Source organism: Mycobacterium sp. 852002-51961_SCH5331710, assembly GCF_001665535.1.
In the GTDB taxonomy this organism is placed as follows: domain Bacteria; phylum Actinomycetota; class Actinomycetes; order Mycobacteriales; family Mycobacteriaceae; genus Mycobacterium.
The window spans coordinates 167,289-187,189 of sequence record NZ_LZSQ01000113.1; the positions used below are offsets into that span (position 1 = coordinate 167,289).

Consider the following 19,901-nt stretch of genomic DNA (forward strand, 5'->3'; position numbering starts at 1 on the left):
CGCCTAGGACCGGCCGGGTGCGGGCGCCTCAGGTTCGCTGGGGAACCTGATGACGCTTCCGGGCTTGAGTTGCTGGACCCGTCCACGGCACTCGACGGTCACCGGCGGAACATTCTGGGGCCCGACGCTGACTTCGGCTCCGCGACCGCTGACCCGCACATGTAGGTGATGGCCACGATAGTGAATCGGAAAGCCCAACGCCCCCAATGATTCCGGCCAGTGCGGTGACAGCACGATGCGGTTGCCGCGCACTTCCAGGCCGGTGAAGCACCGCTGCATCAAGTCGACGCTGCCCGCCATCGCGGCGAGGTGAACGCCCTCCGACGTCGTACCGCCCTGAATGTCGTCGACATCGGATTTCAACACATCGCGAAAGAAATCGACGGCGTGATCGCGGTTCGCCCGGGCCAGCACCCACGAATGCACGACGGCGCTGAGCGTGGAACCGTGCGAGGTGCGGGCGATGTAATAGTCGACCATCGCAGGGATCATCTCCGGCGCAAGCTGGTAACCGAGCCGATTGAGCAGTTCGCGCAACTCATCGGACGACAGCAAGTACAACAACATCAGCACATCGGCCTGCTTGGAGGCTCGGTAGCGGTTGACGTCGTCGTCCTCCGCCTCGAGGATCCGGTCGAGGCGCTGGATGTTGCCGTAGCGGGCCCGGTACCCGTCCCAATCGAGTTCCTCGAGCCCGTCGTAGCCCTCGAACTGGCTCACCATCCCGTCGTGGAAGGGCACGAACATGCGGCGGCTCACGCGGTCCCAGTGTTCGAGCTCCTCGTCGGTCAGCCCGAGCTTCTCCCGGAGGTCGAGTCGGTTGGGCAGTGGCATCTCTTGAAGGGCCTCGACGGCACGCAGGATCACCCAGACCGCCATCACGTTGGTGTAGGAGTTGTTGTCGACACCGGTGTACGGCCGATCGGGATAGCCGGAGTGGAACTCGTCGGGCCCGATCACACCGAGGATCCGATACCGGTCGGCGGCTTCGTCGTAGGTGGTCCTGCTGACCCAGAATCGCGCGATCTCGATCAGCATCTCGGCACCGTAGTCGATAAGGTATGCCAGGTCGCCGGTGACCTGATAGAACTGCCACACGTTATAGGCGATCGCGATACCGATATGGTGCGCAAGGTGACTCGCATCCGGATTCCACCGGCCGGAGTGGGGATTCAGATGTAGCGACGGGCTTTCCTCGCGGCCGTCGCTTCCCGACTGCCACGGAAACATCGCCCCGGCATAGCCGGCGAGCTTGGCGGCACGACGAGCCTCGACCAGCCGACGGTACCGGTACCGCAACAGCGCTCGCGTGATGGTCGGAAACCGCAGATTCAAAACCGGGAAGATGAACAGTTCGTCCCAGAACACGTGGCCGCGATACGCTTCCCCGTGCAAACCCCGTGCCGGAACGCCGACGTCCAGGTCCTCGCTTTGATACGACACGGTCTGCAGCAGATGCAGCAGATGCAGTCGCAGGATCCTCAATTCCTCGGGGTGGCCGTCGAATTCGATGGACAGTCGCTCCCAGATGTGAGCCCAGGCCAGCGTGTGCTCCTGGCGGAGTTCGCGGAATCGGCCCTGCCGTGTGAGTCTGCGTTCTGCGCCCGCCGCGGGTTCGGAAGTGGCGACATCGCGACCCGTCACCAACGCCACCACCTTCTCGACGGTCACCGACTGGCCCTCCGCCATGTCGACGAAGATGTCATGTCCGATCTCGAATTCATGCTCGACCAGACGATATTTCGCGACCGCGGAGACATCGTCGTGCCAGACCGTGGTCCGTGCCGCCAGCGCAATCGGTATCTGTGACTGCCTGGTTCGTGTCGACATCAGCACCGCGTCGTTCGTGATCTCGGCCATCGTCAGGGACTCGAGATGATCGCTGGCCAGGCCTTGGTAACGTTCCACTCCCCCGTTTCTGACGTCGGCATCCAGCGTCGACCGGAATTCGATGGTGCCGGACCAGTTCTCGGCGACGACCGTGGTTTCCAGTGCGGCGATGTGCGTCTGTCTCATCGAGACCAACCGGTGCTGAGTCAGCGAGCTTATCCGCCCCGCGTCGTCGCTGAAGCGCAAGGCACGGGTCAGCACTCCGCCTCGAAGATCGAGGGTCTGGCGGTAGGACAGCAACGACACGGCATCCACATCGAACCAGGGGCCGCCGTCGATACGGAACGTCAGCGGAAGCCAGTTGGGCAGGTTCACCAGGCTTTCGTGTTCGAGCTTCTTGCCGGCCAGGATGTCGTCGAGGCGGTTGTACACCCCGGCGGCGTAGGTCCCCGGATAGTGGACCTGGCCGGCCTTCGACTCAGGGGCGGCGCCGCGGGTCGCGAAGTATCCGTTGCCGACGGTGCACAAGGCCTCGCGCAACTTCTCGCTCGGTGGGTCGTACCCCTCGAAGGTGTAGGTCCACGCGACCGTTGAGGTGGCGCGCTGGCGTGCCAACCATCGGCCACCGCGTAGCAGGAACTCGCAAACCTGCTGCGGGTTGTCGAGTGTGAAACCGGCGGCGCTCGGCCGGTCCCGGTCTTCCTCGTGCCGCACGGCGATGCCGATCCCGCGGGCCCGTAGCGCATCGAAGGCGTCCTCGTCGGTCAGGTCGTCACCGATGTAGATCGGAATCAAGCGACTTTCCGGTGGTAACCGGTCCTGTATCCACTTCAACGCCGATCCCTTGTCCCAGTCGATGTCGGGCCGCAGTTCGACCACCTTGCGCCCTGTCGTCACGCGGAGACCGAAACGAGTCCCGTACCCGTGGGTGGCGGCGACGACCTCGGCCACGCTTTCGGCAGAGGCGTTGCGGTAGTGCACCGCGACGGCATAGCGCTTGCGCTCGACATAGATCCCGGTGATCGAACCCAAACGGTCGCACAGCGCGTCGGCGGCCCGCTGCAGGGCCGGGAGCGCCGCCGCGGCGTTGGGGTTCTGATACTCGGTGCCGTCGGGACCCACCATCTCGAATCCGTGACTGCCGGCATACCAGACACCTGGAACACCTACGCGCGCATGGATATCGGCAAGATCGCGCCCGCTGAGTATGGCCACCGGACACTGCTCCGCCATTGCCGCCAACGCCTCGGCGGCTCCGTCGACGAGGACGGCGGCGTCCGGATCCGAGACGATCTCTGACAGGGTGCCGTCGAAATCGAGGCAGACGACCGGGCACCTTCCGTCGACCGCGGCGATCATTTGTCCATAGGAGTCGAGGGCGTTCGGCAAGGTCGAGATGCGTCTGCCTCCCAGTCGCACGGCCACCTCGGCGACGTCGGACACCACGACGTCCGCGCCGCTGGACAACAGAGGCTCGTGGGACCCGGCCGGTGCGACACCGATCACCAGCGCGAAGCCACCTTGCCGGGCGACCCGCACGCCGAGTTCGCTGCCTTCGATGACCACCGAGCGTTCGGGCGTCACTCCGAGACCTGCGCACGCCTCCAGCAAGACTGCGGGATCGGGTTGTTCGGGCAGGCCGAGCGCCTCGGCGACCACACCGTCGACGCGGACGTTGAACAGGTCCTCCAGGTCCGCGGCGCTTGTGATCCGGTCGCAGCTTCGGCTCGTGGAGTAGGCGGCCGTCCCCAGCCCCGCGTCAGTCAGCTTCTTGGCCAGCGTGACCGTCGACGCGGCACCGTCGTCGAGACCGTCGAGGCCGAAGAGAGCGGCATCGTACAAGCGCGGATCGATGGTCACCGGTGTCTTCACGCCACCCATCTGACTGCTCGGCGCGGCGGCACCGGTAGGGCATGAAGTCATCGAGACCGTTCCGGAGAGCCCCGAAGGGACCTTCGGCCCTATGAGGCGATGACACTCAGCCCATCGGATACGGCCCTCGGACGCTACGCCTAGAAATCGCCTGGCGCGACGCTGTCCGCATGACCATTGACAACTACGTGCGCGACATCTCGACGCTGCGAATCGCCGACGCCGAGGAAGCCGGTGGTAAGGGCGCAAACATGGGGGAACTCGTGGCGGCCAAGTTGCCTGTTCCGCCCGGCTTCGTCCTCCTGCGCGATTGTTATCGGGACTCGATGCGAGCCGCCGGTGTCGACGCCGAACTGTCAGCGCTGCACCGGGAAGCGATGGCGAACGCCGCCGACACCGCCCGGCTGTCCGAGTCGTGTGAGCGGATGCAGGGTCTGGTGAACAAGGCCGGCGTCTCCGACGGCGTGCGTGATCGGATCCTCGCGTTCTATCACCGTCTCGGGCGTGACGCCGTTGTGGCCGTCCGCTCGTCGGCGACCGGGGAGGACGGCCGGGACGCATCGTTCGCCGGGATGAACGCCACGATCACCAACGTCACCGGTGACGAGGCGCTCGTCGGCGCGGTTCTACGCTGCTGGATGTCGCTGTTCAGCCCACGAGTCGTCACCTACCGCGCCAGCCGCAACTTCACGGCCGACCCGGCGATGGCGGTCGTCGTACAGCGGATGGTCAACTCGGACAAGGCCGGCGTGGCGTTCACCGCCGATCCGAGTAACGGCGCCGAGGACCGAGTCGTCATCGAGGGCGCCTTCGGTCTGGGCGAGGTCGTCGTGTCGGGGATGGTCGAGCCCGATACCTACATCATCGCCAAGGACACCCTCGAGGTGCTCGATATCCGGCTGGGACACAAGGCCTTCAAGATCGTGCGCGGCCCTGACGGCAACGACACCCACGTCAACCTCGATGACGCGCAGGCCGACGCGCGGGTGCTCGATGACCGCGAACTGCGCACCATCGCTGAACTCGCCATCGCCACCGAGCGACACAACGGCTGCCCGCAGGACACCGAGTGGGCGATCGAGAACGGCCAAACCTACCTGGTGCAGGCGCGGCCCATCACCACCTTGAAGCACACCTCCGCGCCGTCGTCGGAGAAGCACGCCGTGCTGGCTCGCGGCCTGGCCGCGGCGCCGGGAACCGCGATCGGCAAGGTCCGTGTGCTCGACAGCCCCGATGAGGGGCACCGGTTGCTCGAGGGTGAGATCCTCGTCGCCCAGATGACCAATCCCGATTGGCTGCCGACCATCCGGCGGGCGGCGGCACTGGTCACCGACACCGGCGGGATGACCTGTCACGCCGCCATCGTCGCTCGCGAACTCGGGGTGCCGTGCATCGTCGGGGCACGCAGCGCGACAAAGGATCTCCATGACGGGACGACCGTCACCGTCGACGGAACCCACGGCCGCGTCCTTGCCGGCCGCGTCGACACCGCCCCCCCAGTGACCGTCACGGCGCAGCCCCAAGCGGTGTCTGCAGCAGCTGACGAGGTGACGGGAACCAAGATCTACGTCAACATGGCGATGCCCGACCACGCCGAGGCCGTCGCCGCGCAGAACGTCGACGGTGTCGGGTTGCTACGAGCCGAGTTCATGCTCACCGAGGCACTCGGGGGTCGTCATCCACGCGATCTCATCGCGCGCGGCGAACAGGACAGCCTGGTCGAGAAGTTGGTGGCTTCGGTGGGCCGCATCGCCACCGCCTTCGCGCCACGCCCGGTCGTATACCGGGCAACCGACTTCCGCAGCAACGAGTTCCGGGGTCTCGTCGGCGGCGAGTCGTACGAGCCCGTGGAACACAACCCGATGATTGGCTACCGCGGCTGCTACCGGTACATCAAGGAGCCCGACCTGTTCGCCCTGGAACTCCGGGCGCTGGCGCGCATCCGCGAACAATCCCCGAACCTGCATCTGATGATCCCGTTCGTGCGTACGCGGTGGGAGCTCGAGGAGTGCCTCGCCCTCGTCGACTCCAGCCCACTCGGTCGCCAACGCGGATTACGTCGGTGGGTGATGGCGGAGGTGCCCTCGGTCGTGCACTGGCTCCCGGAGTACATCGGCATGGGTATCGACGGAGTGTCGATCGGTAGCAACGATCTCACCCAGTTGATGCTCGGAGTCGACCGCGACTCGGATATCTGCGCAGAACTGTTCGACGAGTCGGACCCAGCCGTCCTGGACGCCATCGGTCGAATTGTCGGCCTTGCACGTAAATTCGGTATCACTTCGTCGTTGTGCGGTCAGGCGCCGTCGACCAAGCCTGCCTTCGCCGAACATCTGGTGCGGATGGGCATCACCTCGGTATCGGTCAACCCGGACGCTGTCAGCGCGGCGAGGCGCACCGTCGCGGCCGCCGAGCGTCGGCTGATGCTGGAGGCGATGCTGACGGCACGGGACGGTGGCTCGGATCGGGCGGGGTGAAACGGCAGGCTCAGCGACCGCACCAGCAAGAGAGATGGGGAAGACAATGAACGACACCGACTCCAAGTCCTCGGTGATCGTCGGGATCGACGGATCCGATACGGCGATCGAAGCGGCGCTGTGGGCAATCGATGAAGCGGTCAGCCGAAGCGTGCCTTTGCGTTTGGTGTGCGTCACCAAGGCAGAACACCCCTCCGCCGAGGACTATTACGCTGACATCCACCACGCCGAGGATTCGCTGCGCGCGGCACAAGCCGCCGTCGACGCCACCGGCAAGTCGGTGAAAGTCGAGACCGGCATCCTCACCGGGCTGCCGGGAGTCAGCCTGGTCGAGGAAAGCTACGACGCCACGCTGGTCTGCATCGGCTCGGTCGGCATCGGCCGCTACGCGCGCTCCATCCTCGGATCCACAGCGATTGAGGTTGCGGAGAAGGCACATTGTCCCGTCGCGATCATTCGTCCCTTCGACACCGAGGCCGATCACTCGGTGAACTGGATCACCGTCGCGGACAAGAGGAGTCGCGACACCGACGCCCTCCTCGAAGCCGCGATGGACGAGGCCGCATTGCGGCAAGCCCCAGTGCTGGTCGTCGGTAAGAACGGCAGTGTCGAACGCGACGTCGAAGCGTTGCGCAAGCGTCATCCGGGGCTTCGCATCTACCCGATCGGCGACAGCGCCGACATCGCACGCTTCCTCAAGAACAGTGACGAGCGGGTGCAACTCGCCGTCATCAGCGGCGCCGAAGCACACCAGGTGGCCGATATCCTCGGCCCGTACGGACACCACCGGTTTTCCCACGCCGGGTCGTCGGTGCTGGTGGTCAGAGGCCGACTCGTCGCCCGAGAGGAGATCGTTCGATGATCGAGGTGTTGCCGGATATGCCCGACGGTGTGATCGGCTTCCGAGTGTCCGGCCGGTTGAGCGGTGAGGACCTACGCGACTTCAAGCCCACGATGGAACAGAAGCTGCAGGGCGACGAGGTGCGCATCGTCGAGGTCATCGCGCCCACTTATGAGGGTTTCGGTCCCGGTGGGCTCGTCGAGGACCTGAAACTTGGTTTCGGCGCATTGATCAGTCATCATTCGGCCTTCAAGCGGATCGCCGTGGTCACCGATGAGAAGTGGGTGGTACACACCCTGCACGCGCTGGCATGGATGGTTCCCGGCGAGATCGCGCTCTTCGGTCTCGATGAGTTGGAGCAGGCCAAAACCTGGGCCGCGGGCTGAGCGCGGGTTCGATGACGGTCGAGGTGCACCGCTGACGTGTTGCTGCTCAGCGAAATCGTGCGCCGTGAAGTCATCGGCCCGAGCGGATGCCCGATCGGCCGCGTCGCCGATGTGATCGCCCGCCCCGACGGCGGTGCGGGCCTGCCCCTCGCTGAACACCTCGTGCTGTCCCGACGCCGAGGGCCACAGGTGCTGGTCCCATGCCAAGCCGTCAATCTCCGTCATCCGCAACACATTCGGCTGAACACCGACGGTGAACCACCGCGCGTCGCCGTCGGCATGTTGGCGGACGACGAGATCATGCTGGTGCGCGACGTCCTCGATACACAGGTCGTCGACATCACCGGGCGGCGACTCGCGCGCGTTGCCGACGTCGTGCTCGCCCGCCGACACGACGGCCGGCTGGAGGTCATCGGCGTCGAAGTGGGGTTCGATGCCGTCCTGCGGCGCCTGGGTCTCGGCCGGCTGGCGAAACGACTCCCATCCGATGCCGTCGCGTGGACAGACCTGCACCTGACGTCCGACCGGGGCCACGCCGTCGCGCTCGGGACACCACGGTCGGCGATTCACCTACTGGACGCGCGCGGTCTGGCAGCACTCATCGCGCGACTCGACACGGAATCCGCGGCCGAAGTCCTCGATACCAAGAAAGCGGCGGTGGCAGCCGACGTCATCCAGGCCAGCCATCCTGTTGACGCGGAACGGATCTTGCGAGCGTTGGGCGGAAACAAAGCGGCCGACGTCGTCGCTGCGATGCCGACCGACCATGCCACCCGGTGGAGAGACCGGCTGTCCGGCCCGGTCCTGTGGAGGAACAGACACTTCCGTCGCTTCGGGGTGTGGCCACGTCGTCGACACGGGCGATCGTGACGGTGACGAAGCGCCGCCGGCTGGCGATCGGGGCGCTGGTGGCGGTCGTGGGCCCCGGACTGCTCGCCGGCCTCTCGGACGATGATCCCGCCGGTATCACCACGTACTCGGTACTCGGCGCCGATTACGGCTATCAACTGCTCTGGGTTCTGCTGCTGTCCACCCTCGCCTTGGTGATGTTCCACGTCTTGGCCGCCCGCATGGGCGTGGTCACCGGACAAGGCTTGATCGGCCTGGTGCGCCAACGCTACGGCGTACGTGTCGGCGGCGCTATCCTGGTGACGCTGGTCGTCGCCAACATCGGGACGACGTGCGCCGAGTTCGCCGGTATCGCAGCGGGTTTCGAGCTCTTCGGGGTCAGCCGCGAGGTCAGTGTTCCCGTCGCGGCACTGCTCGTCTCGACTCTGGTGCTGCGCGGCAGCTTCCACCGCGTCGAGCACTTCCTGCTGCTGTTGTCGACGATCTTCCTCGCCTACATCGCTTCGGGGATACTCGCTCAGCCCGACTGGGGGGCCGCGGCACACGGTCTCTTGATACCGACGATGCCCGCCGACCGGGACACCTTGGCGATCATCACCGCGACCGTCGGAACGACTCTCGCGCCATGGGGACTGTCGTTCATCCAGTCCTACGCCGTCGACAAGAAGTTGCGGATCGAAGACCTGCGGTTGGAACGCATCGACGTGGTGACCGGCGCCGTGCTGACAGGCGTGATCGGTTTCTTCGTCGTGGTGGCCTGCGCGGCCACCCTACACCGGGATGGTCGCTCCATCACCGATGCGGCGGACGCGGCGCTGGCCTTGCAGCCGCTCGCGGGTGAGTTGGCCTCGACGCTGTTCGGGATCGGGTTGATCGGCGCCGCCGTGCTGGCCGCAGCCATTCTGCCGTTGTCGACGGCCTATTCGGTGTGCGAGTACGCCGGAACGGAGGCCGCTCTGAACGATTCCTTTCGGACGGCGAGAACGTTCTATGTGACGTTCGGGCTCGTCACCCTGCTCGGCGCGGTCGTCGTCATGGCCCCTGGTGTCCCGCTGGTGACGATCCTTGTCGCCACGCAGATCCTCAACGCCGTTCTGCTCATCCCGTTGCTGGGCGTGATCATCGGCGTCGCGCGGAATGCAAATCTGATGGGCGATTTCCGGTTGGGCAGGAAGGCGACGGTGGCCTACGGCGCGACAGCGGCCGTGGTACTGATGTGCGTGGTTGCCCTTGCCTTCACCGCCGGTTGGGGGTGAGACCCGCGGAACCGTAATCCGCTCACTGATCGTGAAGCAATGCGACATTCACGAGTTCTTGTGCGTGGACCAATTGACGCTCGGCTTGTTCGAGGCTGGATCTGAACTCGCCGTCATAAGCGTTTCGCGAACCCGCCACCACCGATAGGCACATGTGTGCAGCGGCATGAGCGTCCTCCGCCGCGGCCGCCAACTCGCTGGTGAGTTCCGGGGTAGGCGCCGGCAAGTAGGTATGCACCTGGACGCCGGCGAGATCGTGCATTCTTTGGCACGCCTGCTCGAGACCTATCGGGGTCAGGCTCTCCATGGAGTGCCGGGCATCGGCGATGGAGTCCTGCAGCTTGGTGACAGGAGTATGCGCGTGTTCCCACCATTGCACGACGGCCTGTTGTTCAGTGGGTGTCGCGGCCGCGGGCTCAGTTCGATCGCGATTTATCACGACGGCCACTGCGGCGACCGAAACAGTGAGGGCGGCAACAGCGCTCGCGCCTACGAGGGCCCATCTCGTCCGGTACCACGCGGTTGTCTCCGGCCCCTTCTGCTCAATGGGCGCCCCACACTCACCACAGAGATCGAAACCCAGCGGATTGTGGTGGCCGTTCGGGCATCTCGCCATTTCTCAGCCCTCCTCGGGTATTCGCTCAGCGGCCGTCGGTTGACGTCACCGAATCCTGCTCAACATCAGGAACTGGTGAATTCCGAACCGATTGAACATCCGTGCCCGCCGAGCCGAGATCAGCCGGCCCGCGGTCTGTGCATCGATGATTCGCGGTTCGACAACGTTGTAATTGCGACCGCCGCTCGACACGATGGCCTCGCCGGACGCCTGTACGTTCCGCAGCCAGTCGACATCCGTTCCGTACGGCAGCGGAATGATGAATCCATTGTCGACCTGGTCGGCCACCACAGGGGTGGCGTAGTGCCGGCCGGTTCGGCGGCCGGTATGCCGGATGACGGAGGCATACCAGTGTCTGCGGCCGGCCAGCTGCATCATCAGTGGATTGAGCACGTACTTGTTGAACGTACGCACCTTTGTATTCACTCGATCAACCACGCTTGAAGGCATATCTCGATCGTTGCGACGGACTCGCCGGCCACACAGGGCCGTCTGGACCGAAGTCCGAGGGTCTAAAGGCACGAACCGCAGACGGAGGCGAATGGGCTGATCTTGAGGGACTTTCTTCTCTATCTCCGTCAGCCCGGCGCGCAAATGATGGATGCGGCAACCGACAGCGACGATGGAGGATACCGATGACGCCGACGGACCGCGTCGATCTGACGACCGCGGAACTCGACACCGTGGCCTGGCGGTTCCTGCGGTCCGAATTCGCTGGCCGGATCTACTCCGATTGGTCGCTCGACCGCCGCCTGGATGCCTACCTACTGCGTCACGGGGGCACCGACTTCCTCGTCGACGGATCGGCCTACGCCGCGCTGCTGGAGCGGGTGATGGTGAACATCGGTCCCGCCAGGCGCAACGGCGTGCTTTCGCTACCCGATTGGTGAGCACAGATGACGACCATCGCCAAGAGCGCCGAGGACTGGAAGGTCCCGCCCAACTACGCCGATTATGCGAAGACGCGCGACGGGTTCAGCTGGTCTGCGGTACCCAACCCGTGCGAGGGAATGCCGGGCGGTGGCTGCAATATCGCCTACGCGGCCGTTGACTGTCACGCCGAGGGGCCGCTGGCCTCGCGGACCGCGCTGCGGTTCATCACCGACACACTCGCCGGCGGCGAGCTCGTCACCCATGACCTCAGCTTCGCCGAACTCGGCCGTCGCGCCCGGCGGTTCACCAACGTCCTCCGGGGCCTGGGCGTCGGCAAGGGCGACGGCGTGTTCCTGATCATGGGCCGCATTCCAGAGCTGTACATCGCGATGATGGGGGCCTTGCGCAACGGCAGCGTGGTTTCGCCGTTGTTCTCGGCGTTCGGCCCTGAGCCCATCGCCACCCGTGTCACGATCGGTGAGGCGGCCGTGCTGGTGACGACGAGGACGCTCTACCGACGCAAGATCGCCTCGATTCGCGATCAGCTGTCGTCGGTACGGCACGTCCTGCTGGTCGATGGGTCCGACACCGATCCCGTGCCCGGCACGCTCAGTCTGGCGCCGCTTATGGACGAAGCTTCCGACTACGCCCCGATCGAACCCACCACCGCGGAGGATACCTCGCTGCTGCATTTCACCAGCGGCACCACGGGAACCCCGAAGGGCGCCCGCCATGTGCACGGGGCGGTGACGATGCATTTCGTCACCGGCCTCTACGCACTGGACCTCCATCCCGATGACATCTATTGGTGCACAGCGGATCCGGGTTGGGTCACCGGCACGTCCTACGGCATCATCGCACCGCTGCTGCACGGGGTCACCTCCATCGTCGACCAGGCCGAATTCGACGCCGAGCGCTGGTACCGCATCCTTCAGGACGAAGGCGTCACGGTCTGGTACACCGCGCCGACGGCCATCCGCATGCTGATCAAGGCGGGCCCGGAAGTCGCTGCGCAATACCATTTTCCCCGGCTGCGATTCATCGCGAGCGTCGGTGAACCGCTCAACGCCGAGGCGGTCTGGTGGGGCAAGCGCGTGTTGGGCCTGCCCATCCACGACAACTGGTGGCAGACGGAGACCGGTGGGATCATGATCGCCAACACCCCGGCCTTCGACATCAAGCCCGGATCAATGGGTCGCCCGCTGCCCGGCGTGGATGCCTTTGTGGTGGGCCGCAACGACGACGGCTCGGTGTCGGTCATCGACGCACCCGACATCGAGGGTGAGCTCGCCCTGAAACCCGGATGGCCGTCGATGTTCCGGGAATACCTCCATCAAGAAGAGCGATATCACAAGAGCTTTGCGAACGGCCTGTACCTGTCGGGCGATCTGGTCAAGCGTGACCGCGACGGATACTTCTGGTTCGTCGGCCGCGCCGATGACGTGATCAAGTCCGCGGGCCACCTGATCGGCCCGTTCGAGGTGGAGAACGCGCTGACCGATCACCCCGCCGTTGCCGAGGCCGCGGTGATCGGCAAGCCGGATCCCACCGTCGGGGAACTGGTGAAAGCCTTCGTCACGCTCAAGGACGGCTTCGAGCCGTCCGAGGAGCTGCGAGCCCAGCTGACCGGTCAGGCCCGGAAACGCCTCGGCGCCGCGGTCGCCCCGAAGGAGATCGAGTTCGTCGAGAGTCTGCCACATACGCGCAGCGGCAAGATCATGCGCCGCCTGCTCAAGGCGCGCGAACTCGGATTGCCCGAAGGCGACACCTCCACCGTCGAATCACCCCAGCATCAGGAGGCCTCACCATGACCGACAAGCAGTTGGCTCACATCCTGCTCAGCGATATGGTCCGGGTCCGGCTCATGGAGGAGAAATGCGCAGAACTGTACAGCGCGGCCAAGATTCGTGGCTTCCTCCACCTCTATGTCGGTGAAGAAGCCGTCGCCACCGGCTCACTTCGAGCCCTACAGCCCGACGACGCCGTAGTGGCCACCTATCGCGAGCACGCACACGCCCTACTACACGGGGTGCCGATGACCAGGATCATTGCCGAGATGTTCGGCAAGCAGGAAGGTTGTTCACGAGGCCGTGGCGGCTCCATGCATCTGTTCGACGCCGACGCCCGGTTCTACGGCGGCAACGCCATCGTAGCCGGTGGCGTACCGCTGGCCGTCGGGTTGGCGCTCGCCGACAAGCAACTCGGGCTGAACCGCGTCACCGCATGCTATTTCGGCGAAGGGGCGATCGCCGAAGGCGCCTTCCACGAATCGCTGAACCTGGCCGAGCTGTGGCAGTTGCCCGTGCTGTTCTGCTGTGAGAACAACCGGTACGCGATGGGCACAGTGTTGGAACATGAACTGTCACAGATGGATCTGACTGAGAAGGCCGCATCGTATCGGGTGCCCGCGCTCGCGGCCGATGGCATGGACGTAATCGCGTGTCACACGGCCGCTCAAGAAGGTGCCTATCACGTGCGCAGTGGCGCGGGACCGTTCTTCCTGGAGTTCCGTACCTACCGATTTCGTCCGCACTCGATGTTCGATCCCGAGTTATACCGCGAGAAAAGCGAAGTCGAGCGATGGAAAGAACGCGACCCGATCAAGACGTTCACCGAAAGATGTTTGGCGGATGGCTTCTTGACCGAAGACGACATCGCCGCCATCCGCTCGGCCGCCGAGCAGGAGGTGACAGATGCGGTCGCCTACGCCGAAGCCGGCATGTGGGAAGACGTCGCCGACCTCACCCGCGACGTGCTCACACTGACTGGGAGTCCGTCATGAAGCTTGCTTATCGTGCAGCAGTCCATGATTCGATCCGCGAAGCGATGCTCGCCGATTCGCGAGTGCTGCTGATGGGCGAAGATGTCGGCCGTTACGGCGGCACGTACGCCGTGTCGAAGGGCCTTCTCGAGGAGTTTGGGCCGGAGCGCATCCGTGACACCCCTCTCTCCGAGCTCGGCTTTGTCGGTGTGGGGATCGGGGCCGCGCTGGGTGGGTTACGTCCCATCGTCGAGGTCATGACCGTCAATTTCAGCCTGCTGGCCCTCGATCAGATCGTCAACACCGCGGCGTCGTTGCGCCACATGTCGGGTGGGCAGTTCTCGGTGCCGTTGGTGGTGCGAATGGCCACCGGCGCCGGGCGTCAACTCGCCGCCCAGCACTCGCACAGCCTGGAAGGGTGGTATGCCCACATCCCCGGAATCAAGGTGGTGGCGCCCGCGACGGTGGCCGACGCGTACGGCATGTTGCCCACCGCGCTGGCCGATCCGGACCCGGTGGTCATCTTCGAGCACGTGCAGCTGTACAACACCTCGGCCGACGTCGACACGCCGGCGCCCACCGACATCGACCGAGCCGTGGTTCGTCGCCCTGGCAAGGACGTCACGGTGATCACCTACGGCGGTTGCCTGGGAAAGGCCCTCGACGCCGCCAACGAACTCTCGCTGTCCGGAATCGATTGCGAGGTCGTCGACTTGCGGGTTCTGCGTCCTCTCGATGACACCACCATCATGGCGTCGGTGCGCAAGACTCACCGGGCGGTGGTGGTCGACGAGGGTTGGCGCACCGGGAGCCTGTCCGGCGAGATCAGCGCACGGATCGTCGAGAACGCTTTCTACGATCTCGACGCTCCGATCGCGCGGGTGTGCACCGAAGAGGTGCCGATCCCCTACGCCAAACACTTGGAGCAAGCGGCGTTGCCGCAACCGGAGAAGATCACCGCCGCGGTGCGCAGCCTGTTCGGAGACGGCTGATGATCGAGTTCAAGATGCCCTCCCTCGGTGCCGACATGGACGAGGGAACGCTCGACGAGTGGTTGGTCAAGCCGGGAGACGTGGTGACCCGCGGGCAGATCGTGGCGGTGGTCGAGACGACCAAGGCCGCCGTCGAGGTGGAGTGCTGGCAGGAAGGCACGGTCGTCGAGTTGCTGGTGCCGGTCGGCACGACGGTTCAAGTGGGAGCGCCGTTGGCGCGCTTGGCCGAACCGGGCGAAGCGGCCGAGCCGCTACCGGCCCCGACGGTGGAGGTACTCCCGACGGTCGAGGCGCCCCCCGTCGCGGAGCCGACTCCGCGCCGGTTACCCGAGGCAGCGCCCGCGCCGGTCGCCCCCGTCGTCACGATGCCCGAGCGCCACCGGCGCTGGATCTCACCGGCCGCCCGCCGTCTCGCGCAGTCGTTAGCCGTCGACCTCGACGCGGTCACCGGCACCGGCCCCCAGGGTGCGGTCACCATCAACGACGTCGAGCACGCTGCGGCGGCCGATACCACAACCGCCGAGCCGGCGAAACCCGTTTCCGCACCGGCACAGGGGCTTTCGCCGAGAGAGCTGGCTGCGAAGCGTGGAGCGGAGATGCGCCGCTCGATTGCCGCGGCGATGAGCCGGTCGAAGCGGGAGATCCCCCACTACTACCTAGCTCACGAGATCGTCTTCGACAACGCGCTGAACTGGTTGTCCGATCGCAACGCTCAACGCTCCGTCACGGAACGCCTGCTTCCGGCCGTCCTGCAACTGAAGGCGGTCGCCCTGGCCGCCCGACGATTCGGCGAGTTCAACGGGTTCTGGCGCAACGACACGTTCGAGCCGGCCGAGGCGGTGCACATCGGCGTGGCGATCTCCCTGCGCGGCGGCGGGTTGGTCGCGCCGGCCATCCACGACGCCTCTGACAAGAAGATCGACGAGCTGATGGCCGACCTCACCGATCTGGTCGCCCGCGCCCGCGCGTTCTCGTTGCGCAGTTCGGAGATGTCCGATCCGACCATCACGGTGACGAACCTTGGCGACCAGGGCGTCGATGCGGTGTTCGGAGTGATCTATCCCCAACAGGTAGCCCTTGTCGGCTTCGGCAGGCCGACGCAACGCGTCCGGGCGGTGGACGGTGGCATCCGGATCGCCACGACTGTGCAGGCGACGCTCGCCGCCGACCACCGCGCAAGCGATGGGCACCGTGGCGCCTTGTTTCTCGCCGCCATCGACGAAGCGCTTCAGCAACCCGACCTCCTGGAGAAGTGATCACCATGTCAACCGTCGAAGACATCCAGGCCGCAGTGCTTTCCGAGCTGACCGCCATTGCGCCGGAGGTCGACCCGGAGGAACTCGAGGCGACCGTGCTGCTGCGAGATCAGGTCGACCTCGACAGCATGGACTGGCTGAACTTCTTGCAGCGCGTGCACAAGCGATTCAAGGTGGACATCCCGGAGAAGGACTACCAGGCCCTTCGAACGCTTGACGATGTTGTCCGATACGTCGAGGTGCACACGGCGTGAAATCGCACATGCGCATCGAAAACACATGGGAGACTCCAGCTCGGCAGCCCGGCCTACCCGGAGTTCTCGAGCAGGAGCCGCAATTCGCGGTCCCAGTCCCTGGCGCGCCGACGATCGAGCGCGACGTGGCTCAAGACCGCAACTCCGCCGAGGACGGCGACGACGCCAAGCCATGACGCGGCCGCAACGACCACGGCATCGACGACTGCCAACCACATCGGCCGTGGAGCGCCCGCACGGCGGCCACCGTCGTCCACCCAGATTTCCAGGTGCTCGCCGGTCTCAACTGGTCTGCCCAGTTCAATTACGCCAGAGTGTGTCTCGCCTCGGAAGGACCACTCGACAGGTACCTCGACCACCGACCGTGGTCGTTCGATCGTGGCGCCGGTGGGCCCGACGCTGACCGCGGACACCAAGTGCCGAGTCCGCGCTTCGTCGGCGTAAGCCCTGCTGCGACCGTCGTACACCGTGGTGCCGACCGCCCCGGCGACCGATACAAACACCAATGCAATCGCCACAAGCAGTAGCATCACGACGGCTTCCCAGCGGTCACTTCGACGCACCAGGCCGCCACCCCGCCCGAGGCTTCGGAACCAGCTGCTTCCGAGGCGGCTCAAGGTGTCCTGACTCATCGGGGTCCTCTCGCTGCCGGACAAAACAGCTGCACCGATCTTCGCGGCTTCAGGCGACCGCGCCCAGAGTCGAATGTCTCTCACAGAGCCTTTCCCGCGAGGACCACTGGCATCGCCGCTGAGGACCAACGACCCTCGTGTGGCCGACTGCGTCCGGCCTAACGTCAGGTGAACTTTCGTCGGGAGCAGAGGAGATTCGTCATGGACTGGCCGACGGCTTTGGTCCTCATCGCAGCCATCGTTGCGGTGATGGCGATCGCGACGACTTATATCAGCACGCGCTTTTCGAAGAAGTGAGGAGCACACACAGGCATGGCCGAGAAGAAGAACGGAATCGTCGTCGGCGTCGACGGATCACCGGAATCGGATGCCGCGATTCTTTGGGCTACGCAGGAAGCGGTGATTCGCGAGCAACCAATTACTCTGGTGCACGCGATCCCTCCTGTGATCACGACCTGGCCGGGAGGCCTCCTCGACGCCACTTACCTCGAGGCGCAGGACGCAACCGCCCATGATGTGCTGGAGAAGGCGCAGAAGACCGTCCGCGTTGGTGTCGGTGAATCATCGATCCCGAAAATCGAAACCCGCGTGGTCAAATCGAGCCCACCGTGGGCACTCGTCGAAGCCTCGCGCGACGCTGTCATGACCGTTGTGGGCACCCGGGGCCTTACCGCGATCGGGCGGGCGGTCCTCGGATCGGTCAGCAGTGGCCTCTTACACCACGGTCACGGCCCGGTGGTGGTGGTCAATGCCGAGTACGGCAGGGTGGCCGACCGGCGCCTGCCGGTTCTGTTGGGTGTCGACGGATCGCCCGCATCGGAAAGCGCCACGGCGTTGGCTTTCGACGAGGCCTCGCGGCGCGGTGTCGACCTCGTCGCCCTGCACGCTTGGAGCGACGTCGGAGTCTTCCCGGCTCTCGGAATGGACTGGCACCGATACGAGGACCAGGGCCACGAAGTCCTGGCCGAACGCTTGGCCGGGTGGCAAGAGCAGTACCCCGATGTCCGTGTTCACCGCCGCATCGTCTGCGACCAGCCCGCGCGTTGGCTCGTCGATGCATCGCAACAAGCGCAACTCGTGGTCCTCGGCAGCCGCGGGCGCGGCGGATTCGCCGGTCTTGTACTGGGCTCCGTTGCGGCCAAGGTCGCCCACGCAGCGACCGTGCCCGTGATGATCGTTCGTCCCCGATGAGTCAGGACGGGCTGGACGACGCCCTGCCGTTCGTCGTCGGAGTCGATGGATCGGAAGAGGCGATGGGCGCTGCGATGTGGACCGCAGACCTCGCCACACAGTTCAAGGCCCCGTTGGAACTGGTCACCGGTTTGAGCACGACGGGTAGCTTCCTGACCGAGGCTGCCGCCACCATCCGCGCGGCAGCGCTTGCGCAGCAACGTGATATGGCCGGCACGGTGCTGGAGTCGGCAGAGCAGAACGTACGAGCGGCGTTTCCGGACCTCGACGTTTTCGCTCTTCGTTCCAACGTGCCGGCCGCCGAGCTGCTGGCGGACCGCAGCCGAACCGCTCAGGCCATTGTCGTTGGCTCTGAGGAGGTCTCACCGACGGCGGCAATGCTGGTCGGCTCCACGACGCTCGCCGTCGCGGCGCATTCGACGTGTCCGGTCATCGCCTGGCGCGGGGGTCTCAACACGCTCACCCGGCGGCCGATCGTGCTCGGCGTCGACGATCCTGCCACCAGCGCCGCGGCGTTCGATGCGGCGTTCGAGTACGCGAGCAGGCTCGGAGTCGGCCTGCGTGCCGTCCATGCGTGGTCCAAGCCACGTTTCGCGCCCGGGTTGGTCAACCCGTATCTGGTGGATTGGGACGGCTTCGAGGCGTTGCAGTGGCAGGGTTTGCTCAGTGCACTCGAGCCGTGGACCAAGCGCTATCCGGACGTCGAAGTCACCTATTTTCTGGAGCCCGAAGCGACGTCCGATGTGTTGTTGCGCCACGCCGAAGACTCACAGCTGCTTGTGGTCGGCGCCCGCCGTCGCAACGCGCTCGCAGGTGCACTGCTGGGATCAACCAGCTTGAACATGCTGCATCACAGTCACGTTCCCGTGATGGTCTGTCACAGAGGGTCCGTCGACTCAGCTCCCCCGAGCCACGATGACCGGGACGCGGGCCGCCGCGGCGACCACGGTGCTGACCGATCCGAGTAGCATCCCAGTAAAGCCGCCGCGGCCGTGGCTTCCCACGACCACCAGCTGTGCGCGCTCTGAGAGCTCCAACAGCTGGCGCGCCGGGCCCTCTAACTCCACCAGCGTCGTGACCTCCACATCCGGGTAACGCTCGCGCCAGCCTGCGAGGCGCTCGGACAACGTCCTGCGAGTGGACGCCAGCACGTCGGTCCAATCCATGCTGAACTTCGGCATGTCGGCGTCGCTCCACACATGGAGTGCCACGAGATCGACACCGCGCCAGGAGGCTTCGGCGAACGCTATCGCGGTCGCGGCTTCAGAGGCTCGCGATCCGTCGATCCCGACGAGCACGGGTAGCCGACTCGATGAGGCGTCACCATCGTGAACGACCGCGACCGGACAGTGCCCATGATGAATCAGCCCGGAGCTGACGGATCCCAACAGCGCACGGCGCAAGCCGGTCCGGCCCCGGCATCCGACGACCACCATCTCCGCCTCCTTGGAGACGTCGACCAACGTCGGCACCGGCCAGCCGAAGAACATCTCGTCGATTACGGTCAGTCCTGCTCCGCTGCCGGCGGTTTCGCGCGCCAATGCAACGGCCTCGGCGAGTATCGCCCGCGCCTCGTCCTCCTGCTGCTCGAGCACTTGCTGGGGAATTTGGCCGCCGGGCCACGCAACCATGGCGGCGGCGACGGTGGACACCGAGTTGGCGTGGACGACGGTGAGCGGAAGCCTACGCATGCTCGCCTCACGGGCGGCCCAGCCGATGGCCGCCTTCGCCGAAGCGGAGCCGTCGGCGCCGACCACGATGCCGCGGTGCTTTGTGTCCTCAGCCATCGGAAGCTCCTCTCGCAGTTACCGTCCA

At 65.5% G+C, this 19,901-nt stretch carries 18 protein-coding genes; 13 read left to right on the forward strand and 5 right to left on the reverse strand.

Going from position 1 to position 19,901, the window contains the following annotated elements:
- Nucleotides 1-3 precede the first annotated feature (3 nt).
- Nucleotides 4-3,702, reverse strand: a complete 3,699-nt coding sequence (gene otsB / locus A5752_RS20610; protein WP_231983470.1) for a trehalose-phosphatase — start codon at nt 3,700-3,702, stop codon at nt 4-6.
- A gap of 170 nt (nt 3,703-3,872) precedes the next feature.
- On the opposite strand from otsB, the gene ppsA reads away from it, so the two are divergent.
- From ppsA to A5752_RS20635, 5 genes are read left to right on the forward strand one after another with little or no spacing between them, the layout of a single operon-like run.
- Entirely contained in the window at nt 3,873-6,179 is a 2,307-nt protein-coding gene (ppsA, locus tag A5752_RS20615) for a phosphoenolpyruvate synthase (protein WP_067089383.1), read from the forward strand.
- 34 nt (nt 6,180-6,213) lie between these two features.
- On the forward strand, nt 6,214-7,041 hold the full coding sequence (locus A5752_RS20620) for a universal stress protein (RefSeq protein ID WP_082963996.1): 828 nt from the start codon (nt 6,214-6,216) through the stop codon (nt 7,039-7,041).
- Nucleotides 7,038-7,406 (forward strand): SpoIIAA family protein, encoded by a 369-nt coding sequence (locus A5752_RS20625; RefSeq protein ID WP_067089387.1) that lies wholly within the window; start codon nt 7,038-7,040, stop codon nt 7,404-7,406. The genes A5752_RS20620 and A5752_RS20625 overlap by 4 nt, the downstream gene beginning before the upstream one ends.
- A gap of 36 nt (nt 7,407-7,442) precedes the next feature.
- Entirely contained in the window at nt 7,443-8,276 is an 834-nt protein-coding gene (locus A5752_RS20630; protein ID WP_067089390.1) for a magnesium transporter MgtE N-terminal domain-containing protein, read from the forward strand.
- Nucleotides 8,273-9,511 (forward strand): NRAMP family divalent metal transporter, encoded by a 1,239-nt coding sequence (locus tag A5752_RS20635; protein ID WP_231967237.1) that lies wholly within the window; start codon nt 8,273-8,275, stop codon nt 9,509-9,511. Before A5752_RS20630 ends, A5752_RS20635 begins: the two co-directional genes overlap by 4 nt.
- A 22-nt stretch (nt 9,512-9,533) precedes the next feature.
- On the opposite strand, the gene A5752_RS20640 is transcribed toward A5752_RS20635, so the two are convergent.
- Both A5752_RS20640 and A5752_RS20645 read right to left on the reverse strand, forming a co-directional pair.
- Nucleotides 9,534-9,959 carry a hypothetical protein gene (locus tag A5752_RS20640; RefSeq protein WP_156614032.1) on the reverse strand — a complete coding sequence of 142 codons (426 nt, stop codon included), beginning with the start codon at nt 9,957-9,959 and terminating at the stop codon, nt 9,534-9,536.
- A gap of 213 nt (nt 9,960-10,172) precedes the next feature.
- Nucleotides 10,173-10,577, reverse strand: coding sequence for a nitroreductase family deazaflavin-dependent oxidoreductase (locus tag A5752_RS20645; RefSeq protein ID WP_067089392.1), 405 nt, complete (start codon nt 10,575-10,577; stop codon nt 10,173-10,175).
- 185 nt (nt 10,578-10,762) lie between these two features.
- Between A5752_RS20645 and A5752_RS20650 the strand changes: the two genes are divergently transcribed.
- The 6 genes from A5752_RS20650 to A5752_RS20675 are packed head-to-tail and all read left to right on the forward strand — an operon-like array spanning nt 10,763 to nt 16,263.
- Nucleotides 10,763-11,017, forward strand: a complete 255-nt coding sequence (locus tag A5752_RS20650; protein ID WP_067089395.1) for a hypothetical protein — start codon at nt 10,763-10,765, stop codon at nt 11,015-11,017.
- Nucleotides 11,018-11,023: 6 nt separating this feature from the next.
- Nucleotides 11,024-12,811 (forward strand): acetate--CoA ligase, encoded by a 1,788-nt coding sequence (acsA, locus tag A5752_RS20655; protein ID WP_067089398.1) that lies wholly within the window; start codon nt 11,024-11,026, stop codon nt 12,809-12,811.
- Nucleotides 12,808-13,782, forward strand: a complete 975-nt coding sequence (gene pdhA, locus A5752_RS20660; RefSeq protein WP_067089400.1) for a pyruvate dehydrogenase (acetyl-transferring) E1 component subunit alpha — start codon at nt 12,808-12,810, stop codon at nt 13,780-13,782. The genes acsA and pdhA overlap by 4 nt, the downstream gene beginning before the upstream one ends.
- Nucleotides 13,779-14,753 (forward strand): alpha-ketoacid dehydrogenase subunit beta, encoded by a 975-nt coding sequence (locus A5752_RS20665; RefSeq protein ID WP_067089402.1) that lies wholly within the window; start codon nt 13,779-13,781, stop codon nt 14,751-14,753. The genes pdhA and A5752_RS20665 overlap by 4 nt, the downstream gene beginning before the upstream one ends.
- The gene (locus A5752_RS20670; RefSeq protein ID WP_067089403.1) at nt 14,753-16,009 is read left to right on the forward strand and encodes a dihydrolipoamide acetyltransferase family protein; all 1,257 of its coding nucleotides are present in this window, start codon (nt 14,753-14,755) and stop codon (nt 16,007-16,009) included. The genes A5752_RS20665 and A5752_RS20670 overlap by 1 nt, the downstream gene beginning before the upstream one ends.
- A 5-nt stretch (nt 16,010-16,014) precedes the next feature.
- The gene (locus tag A5752_RS20675; RefSeq protein WP_067089638.1) at nt 16,015-16,263 is read left to right on the forward strand and encodes an acyl carrier protein; all 249 of its coding nucleotides are present in this window, start codon (nt 16,015-16,017) and stop codon (nt 16,261-16,263) included.
- A 53-nt stretch (nt 16,264-16,316) separates the two neighbouring features.
- On the opposite strand, the gene A5752_RS20680 is transcribed toward A5752_RS20675, so the two are convergent.
- On the reverse strand, nt 16,317-16,826 hold the full coding sequence (locus A5752_RS20680; RefSeq protein ID WP_156614034.1) for an Rv1733c family protein: 510 nt from the start codon (nt 16,824-16,826) through the stop codon (nt 16,317-16,319).
- Nucleotides 16,827-17,207: 381 nt separating this feature from the next.
- Between A5752_RS20680 and A5752_RS20685 the strand changes: the two genes are divergently transcribed.
- Both A5752_RS20685 and A5752_RS20690 read left to right on the forward strand, forming a co-directional pair.
- Nucleotides 17,208-18,086, forward strand: coding sequence for a universal stress protein (locus A5752_RS20685; protein WP_067089409.1), 879 nt, complete (start codon nt 17,208-17,210; stop codon nt 18,084-18,086).
- Entirely contained in the window at nt 18,083-19,054 is a 972-nt protein-coding gene (locus tag A5752_RS20690; protein ID WP_067089412.1) for a universal stress protein, read from the forward strand. Before A5752_RS20685 ends, A5752_RS20690 begins: the two co-directional genes overlap by 4 nt.
- On the opposite strand, the gene A5752_RS20695 is transcribed toward A5752_RS20690, so the two are convergent.
- Nucleotides 18,983-19,873: a universal stress protein gene (locus A5752_RS20695; protein WP_067089415.1), complete on the reverse strand. Its 891-nt coding sequence runs from the start codon at nt 19,871-19,873 to the stop codon at nt 18,983-18,985. The genes A5752_RS20690 and A5752_RS20695 overlap by 72 nt on opposite strands.
- Nucleotides 19,874-19,901 lie beyond the last annotated feature (28 nt).

What these genes read in the sequence shown, in the direction of transcription:
- ppsA (WP_067089383.1), top strand. Translation starts at nt 3,873, where the DNA reads ATGACCATTGACAACTACGTGCGCGACATCTCGACGCTGCGAATCGCC.
- A5752_RS20620 (WP_082963996.1), top strand. Translation starts at nt 6,214, where the DNA reads ATGGGGAAGACAATGAACGACACCGACTCCAAGTCCTCGGTGATCGTC.
- A5752_RS20625 (WP_067089387.1), top strand. Translation starts at nt 7,038, where the DNA reads ATGATCGAGGTGTTGCCGGATATGCCCGACGGTGTGATCGGCTTCCGA.
- A5752_RS20645 (WP_067089392.1), bottom strand. Translation starts at nt 10,577, where the DNA reads ATGCCTTCAAGCGTGGTTGATCGAGTGAATACAAAGGTGCGTACGTTC.
- A5752_RS20650 (WP_067089395.1), top strand. Translation starts at nt 10,763, where the DNA reads ATGACGCCGACGGACCGCGTCGATCTGACGACCGCGGAACTCGACACC.
- acsA (WP_067089398.1), top strand. Translation starts at nt 11,024, where the DNA reads ATGACGACCATCGCCAAGAGCGCCGAGGACTGGAAGGTCCCGCCCAAC.
- pdhA (WP_067089400.1), top strand. Translation starts at nt 12,808, where the DNA reads ATGACCGACAAGCAGTTGGCTCACATCCTGCTCAGCGATATGGTCCGG.
- A5752_RS20665 (WP_067089402.1), top strand. Translation starts at nt 13,779, where the DNA reads ATGAAGCTTGCTTATCGTGCAGCAGTCCATGATTCGATCCGCGAAGCG.
- A5752_RS20670 (WP_067089403.1), top strand. Translation starts at nt 14,753, where the DNA reads ATGATCGAGTTCAAGATGCCCTCCCTCGGTGCCGACATGGACGAGGGA.
- A5752_RS20675 (WP_067089638.1), top strand. Translation starts at nt 16,015, where the DNA reads ATGTCAACCGTCGAAGACATCCAGGCCGCAGTGCTTTCCGAGCTGACC.
- A5752_RS20685 (WP_067089409.1), top strand. Translation starts at nt 17,208, where the DNA reads ATGGCCGAGAAGAAGAACGGAATCGTCGTCGGCGTCGACGGATCACCG.
- A5752_RS20690 (WP_067089412.1), top strand. Translation starts at nt 18,083, where the DNA reads ATGAGTCAGGACGGGCTGGACGACGCCCTGCCGTTCGTCGTCGGAGTC.
- A5752_RS20695 (WP_067089415.1), bottom strand. Translation starts at nt 19,873, where the DNA reads ATGGCTGAGGACACAAAGCACCGCGGCATCGTGGTCGGCGCCGACGGC.